Raw genomic sequence first — 17766 nt, 5'->3', positions numbered from 1 at the left:
CTGGATCGCAGCCAACGGTACCCGCACGGGGATGAGAGGCGGATTCTTCAGGGCCGACTACCTGGTATGCACGACCATACTGAGGATGCCTGCCTGGCGCATGCCGACCATATCGACGTCATGCACGCGCGCGTCCGCCGCGCGCTTGCTGTCTTCGGTGGCAAGTGGAAGCTGGAGATCCTCTGGCTTCTGAGCCAGCGCATGCATCGTTTCAACGCGTTGCGGCGTGCGATTCCCGGGGTGACCCAGCACATGCTCACCGCGCAGCTGCGCGAACTGGAGCGAGACGGCCTGGTCCGGCGCACGGTGCATCCCGAAGTGCCGCCGCGGGTGGAGTACGAGATCACGGACGAGGCGCTGCGCCTGCGTCCCGTGTTCGCCGCGATCATCGAATGGGTAGGTCATCTCCCGCAGGACGACACGACGCGCGCCGCGTGAGGCGCCGTCGTGCGACACCATGAAGCCCCTCATCGCCATCACCGCCGCCGAACTCGACGCCGAGCCGAGCGCGCGCGTCTGGGCTCTGGTCCAGTACCTGGCGACGCACGCGGCGGCCCGGCGGGATCCGGCGCTGCGGCCGTTCTGGCTCGCCTACAGCTACGACGCCGAGGTCCTGAACGGCGGGCACCTGCAGTACTTCCACAACCACGGCACAGGCTGCGTCGCGGAAACGCTCGATGCGCTGCGGGCCATCGGCGCGCACGGACATGCGGCCGTGCTCGAGGAGTGCCGGGCGCAGGCCGAGCGCAGCCCGGTCGCGCGCGTGGACTCGCTCGGGGCGTACGCCTCGCTCGCCGCCGAGGGGCCGTTCGCAGCCCAGGATGCCGCCTACCACGACGAGGCGCCGCCGGTCATGCAGCGCCTGGAGTCCCACCATGCGGCGCTGCTCGCGGCCGCGGTCGCCGTCCGCGGATGAGTGCAGGCTGATGCGGCCGGAGGAGGCGGGGCGTTCCATGGGGCGACAGGATGACGCAGCGCTGTCGGTGCGGGAGGTCCCGGCCGACGAGGCGCCGATGGCCCTGCTGATGCTGGCCGACCCGTCGGAGGAGAAGATCCGCGCGTATCTCCCGGGTTCGAGGTGCTTCGTGGGATCGAGCGACGGGAGCGACGTCGCGGCGTGCGTGGTCCTGCCGCGCGACGCCGGTACGTACGAACTGATGAGCATCTCGGTGCGTCCGGATCGCCAGCAGCGCGGCCACGGCACGGCGCTGCTGAAGTGGGTCCTCGCGTTCTTCGGACGCCTGGGTGCCCGGCGGATGGAGGTCGGCACGGGGACGTTCGGCCACCAGCTCGCCTTCTACCAGCGGCAGGGCTTCCGGGTCGCGCGGATCGACCGCGACTTCTTCGTCGACAACTACCCGGAGCCCATCTTCGAGGACGGCATCCGGCATCTCGACATGCTGCGCCTCGTGCGCGAGTACGCCTGATGTCGCTGGGCGCGGGGGCTCAGACGGGGTCCACCGCCGCCAGCACCCGCGCCTCGGCGTCCTCCAGCACGCGCACGCCCAGGCCTTCGTGCTTGGCCTTGCGCTTGGCCGATGCGGCGAGCGAGGCGACCTCCTCGGCACGCAGGTAGCGGCCCGGGACGATGCGGGCGACGCCGATGCACAGCGTGCTGAGCGGGAAGGTGGTTGGACGGCCGCGGCGATCCTCGCCATGCAGCACGCCGCGCTCGACGTCCTCGGGATCGAACAGCTGCAGCGCCTCCGCGTTGAAGGCGGCCACGATGCGCCGGCAGCGTTCGAGCCAGTCGGCGCTCTGGAACAGGATCACGAAGTCGTCGCCGCCGACGTGCCCGACGAAGTCCAGCGAGGGCTCCACGTGGCGGAGCTGGATCTCGGCGGCGAGCCGGATCATGCGGTCGCCCCGGAAGTAGCCGTACTGGTCGTTGAAGGGCTTGAAGTTGTCGAGGTCGCAATAGGCCGCGACGAAGGGCTTGCCCGCACCGAGCAGGCGCTCGATGTGCTCGGTGATGGGAATGTTGCCCGGCAGCAGGGTCAGCGGGTTGGCGTGGCGCGCCGCCTCGATGCGCAGCTCCGTGACCCGCCGCACCAGCGCCTCGCCGGTGCCGAGCCCGCGGTAGCGGCCGCCGTCGGTGATGACGAAGCCGTCGGCGAGATAGCGCTGGTCCTCGCCGCGCAGGATCTCCGCCATGTCCTCGATGCCGTCGCGCAGGTCGGAGAGGATGGGGCGGTCGTGCATGAACAGCGTGCACGACTTCTGCGCGTGCAGCTCGCGGGTGAAGGGCCGCGCCATCTGCTCGTTGAAGGCCTGGCGGTTGATCAGCCCGATCGGGTGCAGCGCGGCATCGACCACCGCCAGCGCGTGCAGCTGCGGATGTTCGTGGAACAGCCGCTCGACGTCGGCGTTGCTGTTGGCCGGCGTCAGCGCCGGCGCTTCCACGAGGAGATGCCCCGCCGAGATCTGCCGCCGCTGGCCGATGCGCCGCGGCTGGGGGCGCATGGGCGTGCGACGGCCCGCCTCGGCCAGCGGCGCCGGGGGCGCCCCCTGCCATGCCGTGCGTGCCGGGCGGCCGAGCAGGAAGCCCTGCGCGTAGCGGATGCCGAGGTCGTGCGCGAGCGCGAGGTCCGCCGGCTGCTCCACGCCCTCGGCGATCAGCTCCGCACCGAGCGCGGTGGCCACCTCGACCAGCGCCTTGACGATGGCGCAGCGGCCGGCGCTCGCGGCGATGCCGTGGATCAGGAAGCGGTCGATCTTCACGAACTCCGGCGCTAGCTCGTGCCAGAGCTGGAAGTTGGAGTGCCCGTTGCCGAAGTCGTCCAGGGCCAGGCGGATGCCGTGCGCGCGCAGGTAGCCCAGCGCCTCGGCGAGGTGGGCCGGGTCCTCCACGATGTCGCGCTCGCTGAGCTCGATGACGTAGCGGCCGAGGTCGCGGCCCCCGGCTTCGAGCGCGTCCAGGACCTGCTGCGGACGCACCGCGGTGTGCAGGATCGCGTGGCTGCTCAGGTTGATGAAGAGCAGGCCCTCGCCGGCGTCGTCGCTGCATGCGGCCGCGCGGGCGGCCGCCAGCTCGAGCTCGCCGAGCCGGCCGTGCGCGCGGGCGGCGTCGAGGATGCGCAGCGGCGAGCAGTCCAGCGCCTCGATCCGCATCAGCGCCTCGTGCGCGAGCAGGCGCCCGTCGTCGAGCGCGAAGATCGGCTGGAACACCGGATACAGCCCGCCCGGCGCGAGGGCGCCGCGCACCGCGTCGTCGGGAAGGGCGGCCATGGCGGGCGCTGCGGGAAGGGCGGTCTGGCTCATCGTCGCGGGGACGCGGAGGCCCGGCGGCAGGCGGCGTCGCCCGCTGCGACGCCATCGCTCGTCCGCCGCGGTCCCTGCGCTCAGAAAGGCGCATCGTCCCGCGGCCGCATGTCGGTTTCATTGCGGCGGCGGGCGCCCGCCGCCGTGGCCGGTCAGGCCGGTTCCACCACCACCGGGATGCCGGCGATGCGCGACTTCCACTCGCGCGGGCCGGTTTCGTGCACCGAGGTCCCGGCGGCGTCCACCGCCACGGTGACCGGCATGTCCTGCACGGTGAACTCGTAGATCGCCTCCATGCCGAGGTCCTCGAAGGCGACCACGCGCGAGGCCTTGATCGCCTTCGACACCAGGTAGGCGGCACCGCCGACGGCCATCAGGTAGACCGAGCCGTGGCGGCGGATGGCCTCGATGGCGGCCGGGCCGCGCTCGGCCTTGCCGACCATGCCGAGCAGGCCGGTGGCGCCGAGCACCCGGTCGGTGAACTTGTCCATGCGCGTGGCCGTGGTCGGGCCGGCCGGACCGACCACCTCGTCGCGCACCGGGTCGACCGGACCCACGTAGTAGATGAAGCGGCCGCGGAAATCGACCGGCAGCGGTTCGCCGCGGTCGAGCATGTCCACGATGCGCTTGTGCGCCGCGTCGCGGCCGGTCAGCAGCTTGCCGTTGAGCAGCAGCACCTCGCCCGGCTTGAAGGTCGCGACTTCCTCGGCGGTGATGGCGTCGAGGTCCACGCGGCGGCCCTTGGCCGCGTCGTAGGTCAGTTCCGGCCAGTCGGCCAGCGACGGCGGGTCGAGCATCACCGGGCCGGAGCCGTCGAGCACGAAGTGCGCGTGCCGGGTCGCGGCGCAGTTGGGGATCATCGCCACCGGCAGGTTGGCCGCGTGGGTCGGGACGTCCTTGACCTTGATGTCGAGCACCGTGGTGAGCCCGCCCAGGCCCTGCGCGCCGATGCCCAGCGCGTTGACCTTCTCGTACAGCTCGAGGCGCAGCTCCTCGGCCCGGTTCGACGGCCCCCGCGCCTTCAGCTCGGTGATGTCGATCGGCTCCATCAGCGCTTCCTTCGCCAGCAGCATGGCCTTCTCGGCGGTGCCGCCGATGCCGATGCCGAGCATGCCCGGCGGGCACCAGCCCGCGCCCATGGTCGGCACGGTCTTCAGCACCCAGTCGACGATGGAGTCCGAGGGGTTGAGCATGGCGAACTTGGACTTGGCCTCCGAGCCGCCGCCCTTGGCCGCGACGATGACGTCCACCGTGCTGCCCGGCACCACCGTCATGTTGACCACGGCCGGCGTGTTGTCGCCGGTGTTGCGGCGCTTGCCGGCGGGGTCGGCCAGCACCGAGGCGCGCAGCTTGTTGTCGGGGTGGTTGTAGGCGCGGCGCACGCCCTCGTTGACCATGTCCTCGACGCCCATGGTCGCGTCCCAGCGCACGTCCATGCCGATCTTCAGGAACACGGTGACGATGCCGGTGTCCTGGCAGATCGGGCGATGGCCCTCGGCGCACATGCGCGAGTTGATCAGGATCTGCGCCATGGCGTCCTTGGCCGCCTGGCTCTCCTCGCGCTCGTAGGCGGCGGCGAGGTTCCGGATGTAGTCCACCGGGTGGTAGTAGCTGATGTACTGCAGGGCGTCGGCGACGCTCTGGATGAAGTCGTCCTGCTTGATGACGGTCATGCGCGGCTGGCCCGGAAGCTGGCGGAAAGCCCGCCATTCTAGGCGATGCCCGCCGGGCGCGGCCTCCGGCGGCCGGGATCGCTCCATCCCGGCCATGTGGGCGCTTCTTTCTCCACGCGCTCCCCAGGCAGCGCGCTGCGCGCGCCTCACCCCCATCCCAGCCTTCCCCCGCAGGCGGGGGAAGGGGCTTTGGAGTGAGAGATGAGGAGTAGAGGAGTGACACAAAGCGCGGGCGGCCCGGTCTCGTTTCTCACCCCTCTCCACTCACTCCTTGGCCTGCCAGCCCCCTCCCCCGCGGGCAGCGGGGGAGGGCTGGGGAGGGGGCGCTTTTCGGCACGGCGAGAGATGGGAAGCGGGAAGCGTGAGGAGAGCGAACCGTCCGTCCTCGCTCCGCACTCCTCTCCACGCGCTCCCCGACCCGCGACACGTTCTATTCTTGGCCGTTCCCCACGCGAAGCCGCCGATGACCCCGATGCCCGTCCGCACCCCAACCCGCCGCCGCGGCGCCGTCCTGGCCGCCGCCCTGCTGTCGTTCGCGCTCGTGGGCGCGGCGGCCGCCGCCGATCGCATCACCGGCCGCACCTTCGCCACGCGCTCGGACGTGATCGCGCCGCACGCCATGGCCGCGACCTCGCATCCGCTGGCCACCCAGATCGCGCTGGACACGATGAAGGCCGGCGGCAGCGCGATGGACGCGGCCATCGCCGCCAATGCGGCACTGGGGCTGATGGAGCCGACCGGCAACGGCATCGGCGGCGACCTCTTCGCCATCGTCTGGGACCCGAGGACGCAGCGCCTGTATGGCTACGACGGTTCGGGACGCTCGCCGCGCTCGCTGACGATGGCGCACTTCCAGGAGCTCGGCCTGACCGAGATCCCGGCGCACGGACCGCTGCCGGTGAGCGTGCCCGGCACCGTCGATGCCTGGTTCGCCCTGCACGAGCGCTTCGGCAAGCGGCGCATGCGCGACAACCTCGCGCCGACCATCCGCTACGCCCGCGAGGGCCATCCGGTCGCCGAGACCATCGCCTACTACTGGGACCGCTCGGTGCCGCGGCTGTCGAGGTGGCCCGGCTTCGTCGAGCAGTTCACCATAGACGGGCGCGCGCCGCGCACCGGCGAGATCTGGCGCAACCCCAACCTCGCCGACACGCTGGAGGCCATCGCCCGCGGCGGGCGCGATGCGTTCTACAAGGGCGACATCGCGCGCACCATCGACGCCTACTTCAAGGCCAACGACGGCTTCCTGAGCTACGAGGACATGGCCTCGCACACCGGCAACTGGGTCGAGCCGGTCAGCACCAACTACCGCGGCTACGACGTGTGGGAGCTGCCGCCCTCGGGCCAGGGCATCGCCGCGCTGCAGATGCTCAACATCCTGGAGGGCTTCGACTTCTCGTCCATTCCCTTCGGCTCGACCGAGCACCTGCACCTGTTCGTCGAGGCCAAGAAGCTGGCCTTCGCCGACCGCGCGCGCTGGTATGCCGATCCCGACTTCGCCCCCGCGCCGGTCGAGTGGCTGATCTCCAAGGAGTACGCCGCCGAGCGCCGCGCCCTGATCTCGACCGACGGCGTGCTGCGCGAAGTGCAGCCGGGCACGCCGCCGCAGCTGGACGAGGGCGACACCATCTACCTCACGACCGCCGACGCCGACGGCATGATGGTCTCGCTGATCCAGTCGAACTACCGCGGCATGGGCAGCGGCATGGCGCCGCCGGGGCTGGGTTTCATCCTGCAGGACCGCGGCGAGATGTTCGTGCTGAAGGAAGGCCATCCCAACAGCTACGCGCCCGGCAAGCGGCCCTTCCACACCATCATCCCCGGCTTCGTCACCAAGGACGGCCGCCCGCTGGTGAGCTTCGGGGTCATGGGCGGCGCCATGCAGCCGCAGGGCCACGTGCAGATCGTGATGAACCTCGTGGACTTCGGCATGGGCCTGCAGGAAGCCGGCGACGCCCCGCGCATCCACCACGACCTGTCCACCGAGCCGACCGGCCAGAACACCATGATGACCGACGGCGGCGTGGTCCAGCTCGAGACCGGCTTCCCCTACGAGAGCATCCGCGGGCTGATGCAGCTCGGGCACCGCGTCGAATACGCCATCGGCCCCTACGGCGGCTACCAGGCCATCCGCCGCGACCCCGAGACCGGCGTGTACTTCGGCGCCTCGGAGAGCCGGAAGGACGGGCAGGCGGCCGGGTACTGAAGCGGGCGCTGGGCGATGACAGCGGGCACCGGGCCGCGCCCGTCACCGGCGCCCTCGGCCCCCTGCCCCGAGCCCGCTTCCTGACGCCATGAACGACGCCTTCGCCCTCGTCCTCGCCATGCTCGGCATCGGCATGCTGCTGGCGCGCCTGCGGGTGTTCCCGGAGAACGCCGCCGAGGTGCTGAACGCGGTCGTGCTCTACGTGTGCCTGCCGGCGTCGGTGCTGCTGTATGCGCCGCGGCTGGCCTTCGAGCCCGCGCTGCTGTCGCTGATGGCGCTGCCGTGGCTGCTCACGGCGGCCAGCGCGGGCATGGTGTGGCTGCTGTCGAGGCTGGTGCGGCTGCGTCGCGACGAGTTCGCGGTGCTGCTGCTGTGCGTGGCGCTGGGCAACACCAGCTTCCTGGGCTACCCGCTGACGCGCGCCCTGTTGGGCGAGGCGGCGCTGCCCTACGCGGTGGTCTACGACCAGCTCGGCACTTTCCTGGTGCTCTCGACCTGGGGCCTGTGGCTGCTGGCGCGCTACGGCGGCGATGCGCCGCCGGGGCCGCGCACGGTGCTGCTGCGCATGCTGCGCTTCCCGCCCCTGTGGGCGCTGGCGTTCGGGCTCGTCCTGATGCCGGCGGAGCCGCCGTCGTGGATCGCGGGCGGGCTGGAGCGCCTCGCCCAGGCCATGCTGCCGCTGGTCATGCTCGCCATCGGCCTGACCCTGCAGCTGCGCCTGCCGCGTGCGGAACTGGCGGCGCTCGGCGGTGGGCTCGTGCTGAAACTGGTCGCCCTGCCCGCACTCGCGCTCGGCCTGGGCATGGCGCTGGGCATGCGCGGCATCGTGCTGCAGGCCGGCGTGCTGGAGTCGGCCATGCCGCCGATGATCACCGCCGCCGCCCTGGCGATCTCGCACCGCCTGGCGCCGCGCCTGGCGGCCGCCATGGTCGGCTTCGGCACCCTGATCGCGCTGGCGACGCTGCCGCTGTGGGCGTGGGCGCTGCGGGCTTTCGCCTGACGACTCCGCATTAACACCAGGCGCCGCCCGCGGCACTAGCATCGATGCGTCTCCATGCGATCCGCACGATGCGCCTCGTCCTCCTGCTCGCCCTGCTCGCCGCCGTCCCGTCGACGCATGCCGATGACGGCGACGCGGTGCGCGTGCTGCCCGCGCCCGCGGACTGCGGCCCGCTCGCGCCGCGCGCCCGCGAGGCCTGCCTGCTTCAGTCGCGCGGGGTCGATGCGGCGCGCAGCCGCACCCTGGCGCGCTTCAACGCGGGCGTGGACCGCTACCTCGCCGACCTGGAGGCCGCGCTCTCGTCCACCGGCGACGCGCGCGACCGCGTGCTGTCGGCGCGCATCGCCGCCTGGGTCGCGCGCCGCGCGCAGTCGCTGGATGCCGGCGGCTTTCCCGACGCCATGGACTTCGCGCGCAGCCACGAACGTGCCGCGGTGCTGGCCTCGGCGCAGCGCCGCGGTGCCGACGACGTGCTGGTGCAGTGGATGCTCGCCACCGACGCCATCACCCTGCCGTACCCGGACCTGCGCCGCGACGCCATCGCGCGCCTGCTGGAACTGGAACCGGACAACCTCGCCGCGCACCTGCTCGCCGTCGACGTGCTGGTCGAGGGCGAGCGGCTGGCGCCGCCGCCGGACGAGGCCGGCTACGACAGCCATCACTACGAGCGGCTGCGCGCCTACCTGGAGGCGGTCGAGCGGCATCCCCCGCCGCAGCGCCTCGCGCGGCAGTCGCCGAACGGGCCGGTCGAGGTCGACGTGCTCGGCGCGATGCTCGCCGTGGGGCTCTGGACCGACGATGCGGCGCCCGTCTACCAGGCCACCAGCGCGCGCTGCGCGCCCGCGCTCGACGGCACGACCCAGGCGCCGCGCGAGGCCTGCCTGCGCATCGCCGACGTGCTGATCGAGCGCGGCGACACCCTGCTGGCGCGCAACCTGGGACTGGCGATCCGCCAGCGCCTGGAGGCCGATCCCGAGCGCGTCGAGGCCCTGCGCGCGCAGCGCCGCCAGCTCGCCTGGCAGAGCCTGCGCAGCGCCGAGCTGATGCCGACGCCCGAGCAGGACCCGGCCCGCTTCCGCGACTGGCTCAGGAAGGTCCGCGCGCCGGACACCGACGAGGTCGAGCTGATCCGCGCCACCCTCCGCGAGCTCGGCGAACCGCTGGACCCGCCGCCGTACTGGCGCCCGCAGACGCAGATGCAGCGGCGCGTCTGAGGACGACAGGCGTGAGCGAGGAGGCGTGAGCGGGAGTCGAAGGCGGCCGCCAGCGCCCTCGTTGCCCGCTCCTTCCACTCGCTTCTCAGGCCCTCGCCACCACCCAGACGTCGATGCGCTCGGCGCCCGCGCGCAGCAGGGCGTGCGCGCAGGCGCCGAGCGTCGCGCCGGTGGTCATGACGTCGTCGACCAGGGCGACGTGCGCGGGCGCGGGCGATGCCGCGGAGAAGGCGCGGCGCACGTTGCGGGCGCGCGCCGCGGCGTCGAGCCGCGACTGCGCGCGGGTGGGGGCGGTGCGGCGCAGCAGGTCGGCGCGCAGCGGGAGGCCGAAGCGGCGGGCGAGGGGGCGCGCCAGCTCCAGCGCCTGGTCGTAGCCGCGTTCCCGCAGGCGCGCGCGGTGCAGCGGCACCGGGACGAGGGCCTGCGGGCGCGGCAGTCCCTGGTCCAGGCGCGCCTGCACCGCGTCGCCGAGCAGGTCGGCGAGGACGCGGCCGGCCGCGAGGTCGGCATGGAACTTCAGCCGCGGCAGCAGGCGGTCGAGCGGCGCTGCGTACAGCAGCGGCGCAACGGTGGCCGCGAACGGCGGCGGGCGGCGCAGGCAGCGCCCGCAGAGGGCGTCGCCGGCCGCCGCGGGCAGCGGCAGCCCGCACGCGAGGCAGGCGTGGACGTTGTAGGGCAGGGCGAGGGTGCAGGCGGCGCACAGGTCGCGTCGGTCCTCGCCGGGCTCCGCGCACACCAGGCAGCGCGGCGGCAGCAGCAGGTGGCCCAGGGCGCCCAGCCACTCGTCAACCTGCGACGGCATCCATTTGTTGACAGTCATGGCATCCGTTTCCAGACTTCGCGGCTTCCTTATAGCCAACGGGGGCCGTGATGGCCGCTCTCCGCGAAGCGCCTTCGGCGCCCGTGCGCCACGACTGGACCCGCGCCGAGATCGAGGCGCTGTTCGACCTGCCGTTCACCGAGCTGCTGCACCGCGCGGCCAGCGTGCACCGCATCCACTTCGATCCGGCCGAGGTGCAGGTCTCGACCCTGCTGTCGGTCAAGACCGGCGGCTGCCCCGAGGACTGCGCCTACTGCCCGCAGGCGCAGCGCTACCACACGGGCGTCGAGGCGACCAAGCTCATGAGCACCGACGAAGTGCTGGAGAAGGCGCGCGCGGCCAGGGCGGCCGGCGCCTCGCGCTTCTGCATGGGCGCGGCCTGGCGCAGCCCCAAGGACCGCGACATCCCCAAGGTCGCGGCGATGATCCGCGAGGTGAAGGCGCTCGGCCTGGAGACCTGCGCCACGCTCGGCATGCTCCGCGCGGACCAGGCCGCGACGCTGCGCGAGGCCGGGCTCGACTACTACAACCACAACCTCGACACCGCGCCCGAGTTCTACGGCGAGATCATCCACACCCGCGAGTACCAGGACCGCCTGGACACGCTGGAGCACGTGCGCGACGCCGGCATGAAGACCTGCTGCGGCGGCATCGTCGGCATGGGCGAGACCCGCGCCCAGCGCGCCGGCCTGCTGCAGGCCCTGGCCAACCTGCCGGCGCATCCGGACTCGGTGCCGATCAACCGCCTGGTCAAGGTCGCGGGCACCCCGCTGGCGGAGACCGCCGAGCTCGACCCGTTCGAGTTCGTGCGCATGATCGCGGTCGCGCGGATCATGATGCCGCGCTCCATGGTGCGCCTGTCCGCGGGCCGCGAGACCATGTCCGACGAGCTGCAGGCGCTGTGCTTCGCGGCCGGGGCGAACTCGATCTTCTACGGCGAGAAGCTGCTCACCACCGCCAATCCGGAGGCCGAGGCCGACCTCGCGCTGTTCCGCCGCCTGGGCCTGCGCCCGATGCAGGTCGTCGAGGAGGCGCGCACCGTGCACGCCGACATCGTGGCGCCCGCGGCCGGCACCTGCGCGGCCTGAGCCATGGCCCGCGCACGCCTGCGTGACCGCATCGCCGCCGCCGCGGTGGCGCGGGCGGCCGCGGATGCGGTGCGGGTGCCGCGCATGCTGGAAGGGCGCGACGGCGTCCGGGTGGTGGTCGACGGGCGCCGCCTGACCAGCTTCTCGAGCAACGACTACCTTGGCCTCGCCGACCACCCGGCCTTGCGCGAGGCGCTCGCCGCCGCGGCCGCCTCGCACGCCCTGGGCGCCTCCGCCTCGGCCGTGGCCGGCGGTCGCCACGCCATCCATGCCGAGCTGGAGGCGGCGCTGGCCGAGTGGCTGCAGGCGCCGCGCGCCCTGCTGTTCGGCAGCGGCTACCAGGCCAATCTCGGCGTGGTGCAGGCCCTGCTCGGCGTCGGCGGCCGCGACGAGCAGACGCTGTGCGTGCAGGACCGCCTCAACCACGCCAGCCTGATCGACGCCGCCCGCCTCGCCGGCTGCGCGCTGCGCCGCTATCCGCATCTCGACGCCGAGGGCGCGGCGCGCCAGCTGCGTGCCCTGCCCGGTGCGCCGGCCCTGCTCGCGACCGACGGCGTGTTCAGCATGGACGGCGACGTGGCGCCGCTGCGCGCGCTGGCCCTGCTCGCGCAGGCCGAGTCGGCCCTGCTGTACGTGGACGACGCCCACGGCGTCGGCGTGCTCGGGCGCGACGGCGCGGGCAGCGTGGCCGCCGCCGGCCTCGCCGCGCGCGACGCCCTGCAGCTGGTCACCTTCGGCAAGGCGCTGGGCGGGCAGGGCGCGGCCCTGGTCGGCGACGCCGACGTGGTCGAGCACGTCGCCCAGCACGCCCGAGCCCACGTCTACACCACCGCGCCGTCGCCCCTGCTCGCTGCGGGCATGCTCGCGGCGGTGCGCCTGGCGCGCAGCGAGGGCTGGCGCCGGGCCAAGCTGCAGGCCCTGATCGTCAGGTTCCGGCGCGGCGCCGCCGAGCTGGGCCTGCCGCTGGCCGAGTCCTTCACCCCGATCCAGCCGCTGGTCCTGGGCGACAACGCGCGCGCGCTGGCCGCCGCCCGCGTGCTCGAGGAAGCGGGCGTGTGGGTGCCCGCGATCCGTCCGCCGACCGTGCCGCCGGGACAGGCGCGCCTGCGCATCACCCTCTCCGCCGCGCACGAGGAGAGCGACGTGGACCGCCTGCTCGACGCGCTGTGCCTGGCCTGCGCGGACACCGGCGCGCGTATCCAGCCCGCGCACCGGCTGGTCGCCGCCGAGGCGGCGCGATGAACCCGGAGTCCGCATGCCCCTGATCGTCGAGACCGTCGGCGCGCCGGAAGGCGCCGCCCCCGACCTGGTGCTGATCCACGGCTGGGCCATGCACGCCGGCATCTTCGCCGGGCTGGCCGCCCGGCTCGGCGCCCACTTCCGCGTGCATCTGGTCGAACTGCCCGGGCACGGCCGCAACCGCGACGACGACGGCCCGCTCGATCCCGCGGCCTGCGCCGCGCGCCTGCTCGCGGAGGCGCCCGCGGGCGCACTGTGGGTCGGCTGGTCGCTCGGTGGGCTGATCGCGCTGCGCGCCGCGCTGGACGCGCCCGGGCACGTGCGCGGCCTCGCGATGCTCTGCGCCAGCCCGCGCTTCGTGCGCGGCGAGGACTGGCGCCACGGCGTCTCGGCCGAGATCTTCCAGGACTTCGCCGGCGGCCTGGCCGAGGACTACCGCGGCACGCTCGACCGCTTCCTCGCGCTGGAGGCCTTCGGCGCCGAACACATGAAGGAGGCGCTGCGCGCCCTGCGCGCCGAGGTCTTCGCCCTCGGCGAGCCGGCCGCCGCGGCCCTGGTCCAGGGCCTCGCGGTGCTGGAGAGCGGCGACCTGCGCGCCGAGCTGCCGCGCCTGGCGGTGCCGAGCCTGTGGCTGGCGGGCCGGCGCGATCGCCTGGTCGATCACCGCGCCATGGCCGCCGCCGCCGAGGCGGCGCCGGACGCCCGCTTCCTCCGTTTCGAGCACGCCGGCCACGCGCCCTTCCTGACCGAGCCCGAGGCGGTGGCGGATGCGCTGGCGGACTTCGCGCGGAGCCTGCCGCGATGAACGCCCGCTACGACCGCCGCCAGCTGCGTCGCGCCTTCGGCCGCGCCGCGGAGAGCTACGAGGCCGCCGCCGTCCTCCAGCGCGAGGTCGAGGCGCGCCTGTTGGAATCCCTGGACTACCTCGACGACCGCGTGCCGGCGCGGGTGCTCGACCTCGGCGCCGGTCCCGGCCGCGCCAGCGCGGCGATGAAGAAGCGCTGGCCGCGTTCCGAGGTGATCGCGCTCGACCAGGCCCTGCCTATGCTGCGCCACGCGCGCCGCCACAGCGGCTGGCTGCGCCCGTTCCGCCGGGTCTGCGGCGACGCGGCCGCGCTGCCGTTCCGCGACGAGGCCTTCGACGTGGTGTTCTCCAGCCTCTGCCTGCAATGGGCCGACGACCTGCCGGCCACGCTCGCCGAGGTGCGCCGCGTGCTGCGGCCGGGCGGGCTGTTCCTGATGTCGACCTTCGGGCCCGGCACCCTGGCGGAGCTGCGCGAGGCCTTCGCCGCGGTCGACGGCGCGCCGCACGTGAGCCGCTTCGAGCCCATCCAGCGCATCGGCGACGCCTTCGTCGCGGCCGGCTTCCGCGACCCGGTGCTCGACCAGGACACCTTCACCCTGACCTACCCCGACGTGCCGACCCTGATGCGCGAGCTGCGCGCCATCGGCGCGACCAACGCCGCCGCCGACCGCCACCGCGGCCTCACCGGCAAGGACCGCATGCGCGCGGTGTTCGCGGCCTACGAGCCGCTGCGCTGCGAAGGCGTGCTGCCGAGCACCTGGGAAGTCGTCTACGCCCAGGCCTGGGGACCCGAGCCCGGTGCGCCGCGTCGCGGTGCCGGCGGCGGCGAGATCGCCAGCGTGCCGCTGGCCGCGATCCCGATCCGCCGGCGGACGCCGCCGGCGTGAGCGGCGCGCGCGTCGCGCTCGCGGCGGTCGCCTGCGGCCTGCTCTCGGCGCTGTTCTTCACCACGACCTACGTGCTCAATCGCGCCGCCGCGGTGGACGGCGGCGACTGGCTGTGGACGGCGGCGCTGCGCTACCTGCTGACCCTGCCGATGCTGTGGGCATGGATGGCCTGGCGCGGCCGCGGCAGGCCGCAGGCCGGCACCGGCCCGGTGCTGGCCGCCCTGCGCGCCGCGCCGATGGGCTGGCTGGCGTGGAGCGGCATCGGCTTCGTGCTGTTCTACGTCGCCCTGACCTGGGCTGCGGCGAGCGGCCCCTCGTGGCTGGTCGCCGGCACCTTCCAGGTGACCGTCGTGGCCGGCATGCTCTGCGCGCCCTTCCTCTACCGCGACGCGCGCGCCCGGGTCCCGGGCGTGGCCTACGCGGTCGGCGGGCTCGTGCTCGGCGGCGTGGCCCTGATCCAGCTCGGCCACGCCGGCGGCGCCTTCGATCTCGCCGCCGCGCTCGCCTTCGCCAGCGTGCTGGTCGCCGCCTTCGCCTATCCGCTCGGCAACCGCGGCCTGCTGCTCCACCTGGAACGCGACGCGGTGCGGCTCGACGCGACCCAGCGGGTGTTCGGCATGACGCTGGCGAGCCAGCCGGTCTGGCTGCTGCTGGCGGGCATCGCGCTGTGGCGCAGCGGACTCCCCGGCTGGCCGCAGGTCGCGCTGGCCGCCGGCGTCGCCCTGTCCGCCGGGATCGTCGCGACCATCCTGTTCTTCCGCGCGACCGGCATGGTCGCCGACCGCCCGGCGGCGCTGGGCGCGGTCGAGGCGATGCAGGCAGCCGAGATCCTGTTCGCGGTGCTGCTGGGGGCGCTGCTCCTGGGCGAACCCTGGCCGCGCGGGCTCGCGCTGCTGGGGGCCTGCGTGGTCGTGGTCGGCATCCTCGCCTTCGCCCGCGTGGCCGCGCGCGAGGCGGCCGTCGATCCGCGGGCGCTGGCGGGCGACCGCGGCGCCTGAGGCCGCGGGCGCGGGCTCAGCCCTCGACCTGTCGGGTCCAGTCGCCCAGGTTGTAGTAGTTGGTGACGCGCGCGATGCGGCCGTCGCGGATCTCGAAGAAGGCGCCGGCCGGCAGCACGTAGGTCTGGCCGCGCGCGGGCGGCAGGCCCTCGTCGGTGGCCTTGTAGGTGCCGTGCACGACGAACTCCGCGCTGGCGCGGCTGCCGTCGTCCGAGGCCATCACCACGATGTCCCGGAGCTGCTCGGCATAGCAGCGCTCCATGTGGGCGAGGAAGGCGCGGAAGGCGGCCACGCCGGTCTGGCGTTCGCCCTGGTTGATGTCGTGGACCACGTCGTCGCTGAGGCGGGCGAGCATGCCCTCCCAGTCGCCGGCGTTGAAGGCGGCGTAGTAGCCGCCGACGAGTTCGATGCTCTGGCTGCGGGCCATGCGGTGCTCCCGGACGGAAAGCCCGCAGGATAGCGGGCGCGGCGGCGTCGGATCGATGGCCCTTCCTGCAGTCGGCAGCCGATTTCAGGCGGTCGCGTGCCGCAGCCGCGCCCACAGCGCCTCGGCGTGGTCGCGGTGGAAGAAGTAGACCTCGCGCGCGAGGAACTCGCCGCGCACGCGCCAGGAGCGGAAGCGCGTGGTCGGCGTGGGCGACCCGGTGGCGTCGATGCCGGCCTCGCGCGCCAGGCGCAGGGCGCGGGCCATGTGCAGCGGGTCGCTGACGACCACCGCGGTGCGCAGGCCGTTCTCGCGCAGCAGGCGGGCGGCCTCGTCGAGGTTGCCGCGGGTCGTGGTGGAGACGGTCTCGATCAGGATGTCCTCGTCCGGCACGCCCTGGGCGTGCGCGTAGCGCTGGGCCACCTGGGACTCGGCGTAGGCCGCGCCGTTGCCGTAGCCGCCGGTGAAGACCAGCGCGCGCACCCGGCCGCTGCGGTAGAGGTCGACGCCATGGCGGATGCGTTCCTCGAACACCGGCGACGGCCGCACGTGGTAGGCGGCGGCGCCGAGCACGATGGCCGCGTCGCGCGGGGCGTCGTCGTCGCGCTCGCCGACGTACACGATGTAGGCGGCCACGCCGAGCACCCAGGCGACGCCGAGCAGGACGAGCCGCACCAGCACGCCGAACGGCCCGCCCCAGCGCCGCGCCCTGGCCCGTCGCCGCCGGCTCATGCGGCCGCGTCCCCTGTCGTGTGCGGACGGCCCTGCCTCACGCGCGGTACCGCTCAGGCCGCCCGCGCGAAGGGGAGCGCGTCGAGGTCGACGTTGCCCCCGGAGAGGATCAGACCCACGCGGCGGCCGGCGAACCGCTCCGGGTAGCGCAGCACCGCCGCCAGGGTCACCGCTGCCGACGGCTCGATGGCCTGCTTCAGGCGCTCCCAGACCAGGCGCATGGCCGCCACCACCTCGGCGTCGTCGACCAGCAGCACGCCCGCGGCGTGCTCGCGCAGGATGGCGAAGGTGAGCGTGCCCAGCTCCGCGCGCAGGCCGTCGCACACCGTCTCCGCGCGGCGCCCGACGATGCGCGTGCCGCCGGCCAGCGAGTCGTGCGCGTCGCGCGCGCCCTCGGGTTCGGCGCCGAACACGCGGATGCCGGGATCCTGCGCGTGCGCGGCCAGCGCGGTGCCCGACAGCAGGCCGCCGCCGGAGACCGGCGCGACCACGGTGTCGAGTCCCGGGGCCTGGCGCAGCAGTTCCAGCGTGGCGGTGGCCTGGCCCGCGATCACCCGCGCGTCGTTGAAGGGATGCACCAGCGCGCCGCCGGTCTCGCGCAGCACCTCGGCGGTGGCCGCGTCGCGCGAGGCCTGGTCGTGCTCGCAGAGCACGACGCGCGCGCCGAAGTCGCGGATCGCCGCGAGCTTGATCGCCGGCGCCGTGCGCGGCACCACCACGGTGGCCGGGATCCCGCGCAGCCGGCAGGCCAGGGCGACCGCCGCGCCGTGGTTGCCGGAACTCTGGGTGACCACGCCGCGCGCCGCGTCCTCGTCGGACAGCGAGAACACCGCATTGGCCGCGCCGCGGAACTTGAAGGCGCCGATGCGCTGCAGGTGCTCGCACTTGAAGTGCAGGCTGCAGCCGGCGAGGGCGTCCAGCGAGGCCGAGCGCAGCACCGGCGTGACCTGCGCCAGCGGCGCGATCCGCGCGGCGGCGTTCTCGATGTCGGCGAGGCTCGGGACGTGGGCGGTCGGGTCCATCGGGGTCGGCCGGCGGGCGCGGAAGGGCGCACTAGCTTAGAGCGTGCCGCGGCCGGGCGTGAGACAGGGTGGTTTGGGGAGGGGGAGGCGGGGGAGTGGGTGAGGGGAGAAGCGGGCTTGGGGCTTGGGGCTTGGGGCTTCGGGCTTCGGGAAGCGGGAAGCGGGAAGCGGGAAGCGGGAAGGGTGGGGCGGGAAACGGAATCGGGACTTGATGGCTGCTGCCGAGCCGCAGGGGCTGGCCGTAGGAGCGACTTCAGTCGCGACGACGTCGCTTGCGGCTGCCCTTCTGGTCGCGACTGAAGTCGCTCCTGCAGGGTTTGGGGAGGGGCGTTTTCCGGGCGGCGAGTGAAAAAGGTGGAGCGGGAATCGGGATCTGACGGGTGCTGCCGAGCCGCAG

General features: G+C 73.8%; 17 protein-coding genes. 11 read left to right on the top strand and 6 right to left on the bottom strand.

The features are described from left to right. From ACFO3Q_RS03205 to ACFO3Q_RS03195, 3 genes are all read left to right on the top strand, one after another. Positions 1–438 (top strand): winged helix-turn-helix transcriptional regulator (locus ACFO3Q_RS03205; protein WP_377003192.1); only part of this gene is annotated, 438 nt, incomplete at its 5' end. Positions 439–457: 19 nt separating this feature from the next. Further along, a complete protein-coding gene (locus tag ACFO3Q_RS03200; protein ID WP_377003191.1) occupies positions 458–916 on the top strand; it encodes a DMP19 family protein in 459 nt (152 codons plus the stop codon). A 37-nt stretch (positions 917–953) separates the two neighbouring features. Next, entirely contained in the window at positions 954–1427 is a 474-nt protein-coding gene (locus ACFO3Q_RS03195) for a GNAT family N-acetyltransferase (RefSeq protein ID WP_377003189.1), read from the top strand. A 19-nt stretch (positions 1428–1446) separates the two neighbouring features. On the opposite strand, the gene ACFO3Q_RS03190 is transcribed toward ACFO3Q_RS03195, so the two are convergent. Continuing rightward, positions 1447–3261 carry a GGDEF domain-containing protein gene (locus tag ACFO3Q_RS03190; RefSeq protein WP_377003188.1) on the bottom strand — a complete coding sequence of 605 codons (1815 nt, stop codon included), beginning with the start codon at positions 3259–3261 and terminating at the stop codon, positions 1447–1449. A gap of 152 nt (positions 3262–3413) precedes the next feature. Next, positions 3414–4934: a fumarate hydratase gene (locus ACFO3Q_RS03185; RefSeq protein WP_377003187.1), complete on the bottom strand. Its 1521-nt coding sequence runs from the start codon at positions 4932–4934 to the stop codon at positions 3414–3416. Between the two features lie 472 nt (positions 4935–5406). On the opposite strand from ACFO3Q_RS03185, the gene ggt reads away from it, so the two are divergent. The 3 genes from ggt (at position 5407) to ACFO3Q_RS03170 (ending at position 9354) form a co-directional block, all read left to right on the top strand. Next, on the top strand, positions 5407–7140 hold the full coding sequence (gene ggt / locus ACFO3Q_RS03180) for a gamma-glutamyltransferase (protein ID WP_377003193.1): 1734 nt from the start codon (positions 5407–5409) through the stop codon (positions 7138–7140). 88 nt (positions 7141–7228) lie between these two features. Then, complete coding sequence (locus ACFO3Q_RS03175) at positions 7229–8140, top strand: AEC family transporter (RefSeq protein ID WP_377003186.1); 912 nt, start codon at positions 7229–7231, stop codon at positions 8138–8140. A gap of 68 nt (positions 8141–8208) precedes the next feature. Beyond that, the gene (locus ACFO3Q_RS03170) at positions 8209–9354 is read left to right on the top strand and encodes a hypothetical protein (protein ID WP_377003185.1); all 1146 of its coding nucleotides are present in this window, start codon (positions 8209–8211) and stop codon (positions 9352–9354) included. Positions 9355–9439: 85 nt separating this feature from the next. Here the strand turns inward: ACFO3Q_RS03170 and ACFO3Q_RS03165 are convergent, their stop codons facing one another. Next, on the bottom strand, positions 9440–10174 hold the full coding sequence (locus ACFO3Q_RS03165; RefSeq protein WP_377003183.1) for a ComF family protein: 735 nt from the start codon (positions 10172–10174) through the stop codon (positions 9440–9442). A gap of 50 nt (positions 10175–10224) precedes the next feature. On the opposite strand from ACFO3Q_RS03165, the gene bioB reads away from it, so the two are divergent. From bioB to ACFO3Q_RS03140, 5 genes are read left to right on the top strand one after another with little or no spacing between them, the layout of a single operon-like run. Beyond that, on the top strand, positions 10225–11262 hold the full coding sequence (gene bioB / locus ACFO3Q_RS03160) for a biotin synthase BioB (RefSeq protein WP_377003182.1): 1038 nt from the start codon (positions 10225–10227) through the stop codon (positions 11260–11262). Positions 11263–11265: 3 nt separating this feature from the next. Continuing rightward, positions 11266–12504, top strand: a complete 1239-nt coding sequence (gene bioF / locus ACFO3Q_RS03155; RefSeq protein ID WP_377003181.1) for an 8-amino-7-oxononanoate synthase — start codon at positions 11266–11268, stop codon at positions 12502–12504. A gap of 13 nt (positions 12505–12517) precedes the next feature. Then, positions 12518–13306 carry a pimeloyl-ACP methyl ester esterase BioH gene (bioH, locus tag ACFO3Q_RS03150; protein WP_377003180.1) on the top strand — a complete coding sequence of 263 codons (789 nt, stop codon included), beginning with the start codon at positions 12518–12520 and terminating at the stop codon, positions 13304–13306. Next, a complete protein-coding gene (gene bioC / locus ACFO3Q_RS03145) occupies positions 13303–14193 on the top strand; it encodes a malonyl-ACP O-methyltransferase BioC (protein WP_377003179.1) in 891 nt (296 codons plus the stop codon). Before bioH ends, bioC begins: the two co-directional genes overlap by 4 nt. Continuing rightward, positions 14190–15191 carry a multidrug resistance efflux transporter family protein gene (locus ACFO3Q_RS03140; protein WP_377003178.1) on the top strand — a complete coding sequence of 334 codons (1002 nt, stop codon included), beginning with the start codon at positions 14190–14192 and terminating at the stop codon, positions 15189–15191. Before bioC ends, ACFO3Q_RS03140 begins: the two co-directional genes overlap by 4 nt. A gap of 16 nt (positions 15192–15207) precedes the next feature. Here the strand turns inward: ACFO3Q_RS03140 and ACFO3Q_RS03135 are convergent, their stop codons facing one another. The 3 genes from ACFO3Q_RS03135 to ACFO3Q_RS03125 form a co-directional block, all read right to left on the bottom strand. Then, positions 15208–15618: a ketosteroid isomerase-related protein gene (locus ACFO3Q_RS03135; RefSeq protein ID WP_377003177.1), complete on the bottom strand. Its 411-nt coding sequence runs from the start codon at positions 15616–15618 to the stop codon at positions 15208–15210. 84 nt (positions 15619–15702) lie between these two features. Then, positions 15703–16347: a YdcF family protein gene (locus ACFO3Q_RS03130; protein WP_377003176.1), complete on the bottom strand. Its 645-nt coding sequence runs from the start codon at positions 16345–16347 to the stop codon at positions 15703–15705. 53 nt (positions 16348–16400) lie between these two features. Beyond that, a complete protein-coding gene (locus ACFO3Q_RS03125; RefSeq protein ID WP_377003175.1) occupies positions 16401–17369 on the bottom strand; it encodes a pyridoxal-phosphate dependent enzyme in 969 nt (322 codons plus the stop codon). Positions 17370–17766 lie beyond the last annotated feature (397 nt).

The sequence above is a fragment of the Coralloluteibacterium thermophilum genome (assembly GCF_042654365.1).
GTDB classification, from domain to species: Bacteria; Pseudomonadota; Gammaproteobacteria; order Xanthomonadales; family Xanthomonadaceae; genus Coralloluteibacterium; species Coralloluteibacterium thermophilum.
Note: the sequence above shows the minus strand (reverse complement) of the source record. Positions and strands in the feature narration are given on the sequence as shown.

What these genes read in the sequence shown, in the direction of transcription:
- ACFO3Q_RS03185 (WP_377003187.1), bottom strand. Translation starts at nt 4,934, where the DNA reads ATGACCGTCATCAAGCAGGACGACTTCATCCAGAGCGTCGCCGACGCC.
- bioC (WP_377003179.1), top strand. Translation starts at nt 13,303, where the DNA reads ATGAACGCCCGCTACGACCGCCGCCAGCTGCGTCGCGCCTTCGGCCGC.
- ACFO3Q_RS03200 (WP_377003191.1), top strand. Translation starts at nt 458, where the DNA reads ATGAAGCCCCTCATCGCCATCACCGCCGCCGAACTCGACGCCGAGCCG.
- bioF (WP_377003181.1), top strand. Translation starts at nt 11,266, where the DNA reads ATGGCCCGCGCACGCCTGCGTGACCGCATCGCCGCCGCCGCGGTGGCG.
- ACFO3Q_RS03195 (WP_377003189.1), top strand. Translation starts at nt 954, where the DNA reads ATGGGGCGACAGGATGACGCAGCGCTGTCGGTGCGGGAGGTCCCGGCC.
- ACFO3Q_RS03125 (WP_377003175.1), bottom strand. Translation starts at nt 17,369, where the DNA reads ATGGACCCGACCGCCCACGTCCCGAGCCTCGCCGACATCGAGAACGCC.
- ACFO3Q_RS03165 (WP_377003183.1), bottom strand. Translation starts at nt 10,174, where the DNA reads ATGACTGTCAACAAATGGATGCCGTCGCAGGTTGACGAGTGGCTGGGC.
- bioH (WP_377003180.1), top strand. Translation starts at nt 12,518, where the DNA reads ATGCCCCTGATCGTCGAGACCGTCGGCGCGCCGGAAGGCGCCGCCCCC.
- ACFO3Q_RS03175 (WP_377003186.1), top strand. Translation starts at nt 7,229, where the DNA reads ATGAACGACGCCTTCGCCCTCGTCCTCGCCATGCTCGGCATCGGCATG.
- ACFO3Q_RS03190 (WP_377003188.1), bottom strand. Translation starts at nt 3,261, where the DNA reads ATGAGCCAGACCGCCCTTCCCGCAGCGCCCGCCATGGCCGCCCTTCCC.
- ggt (WP_377003193.1), top strand. Translation starts at nt 5,407, where the DNA reads ATGCCCGTCCGCACCCCAACCCGCCGCCGCGGCGCCGTCCTGGCCGCC.
- bioB (WP_377003182.1), top strand. Translation starts at nt 10,225, where the DNA reads ATGGCCGCTCTCCGCGAAGCGCCTTCGGCGCCCGTGCGCCACGACTGG.
- ACFO3Q_RS03135 (WP_377003177.1), bottom strand. Translation starts at nt 15,618, where the DNA reads ATGGCCCGCAGCCAGAGCATCGAACTCGTCGGCGGCTACTACGCCGCC.
- ACFO3Q_RS03130 (WP_377003176.1), bottom strand. Translation starts at nt 16,347, where the DNA reads ATGAGCCGGCGGCGACGGGCCAGGGCGCGGCGCTGGGGCGGGCCGTTC.
- ACFO3Q_RS03170 (WP_377003185.1), top strand. Translation starts at nt 8,209, where the DNA reads ATGCGCCTCGTCCTCCTGCTCGCCCTGCTCGCCGCCGTCCCGTCGACG.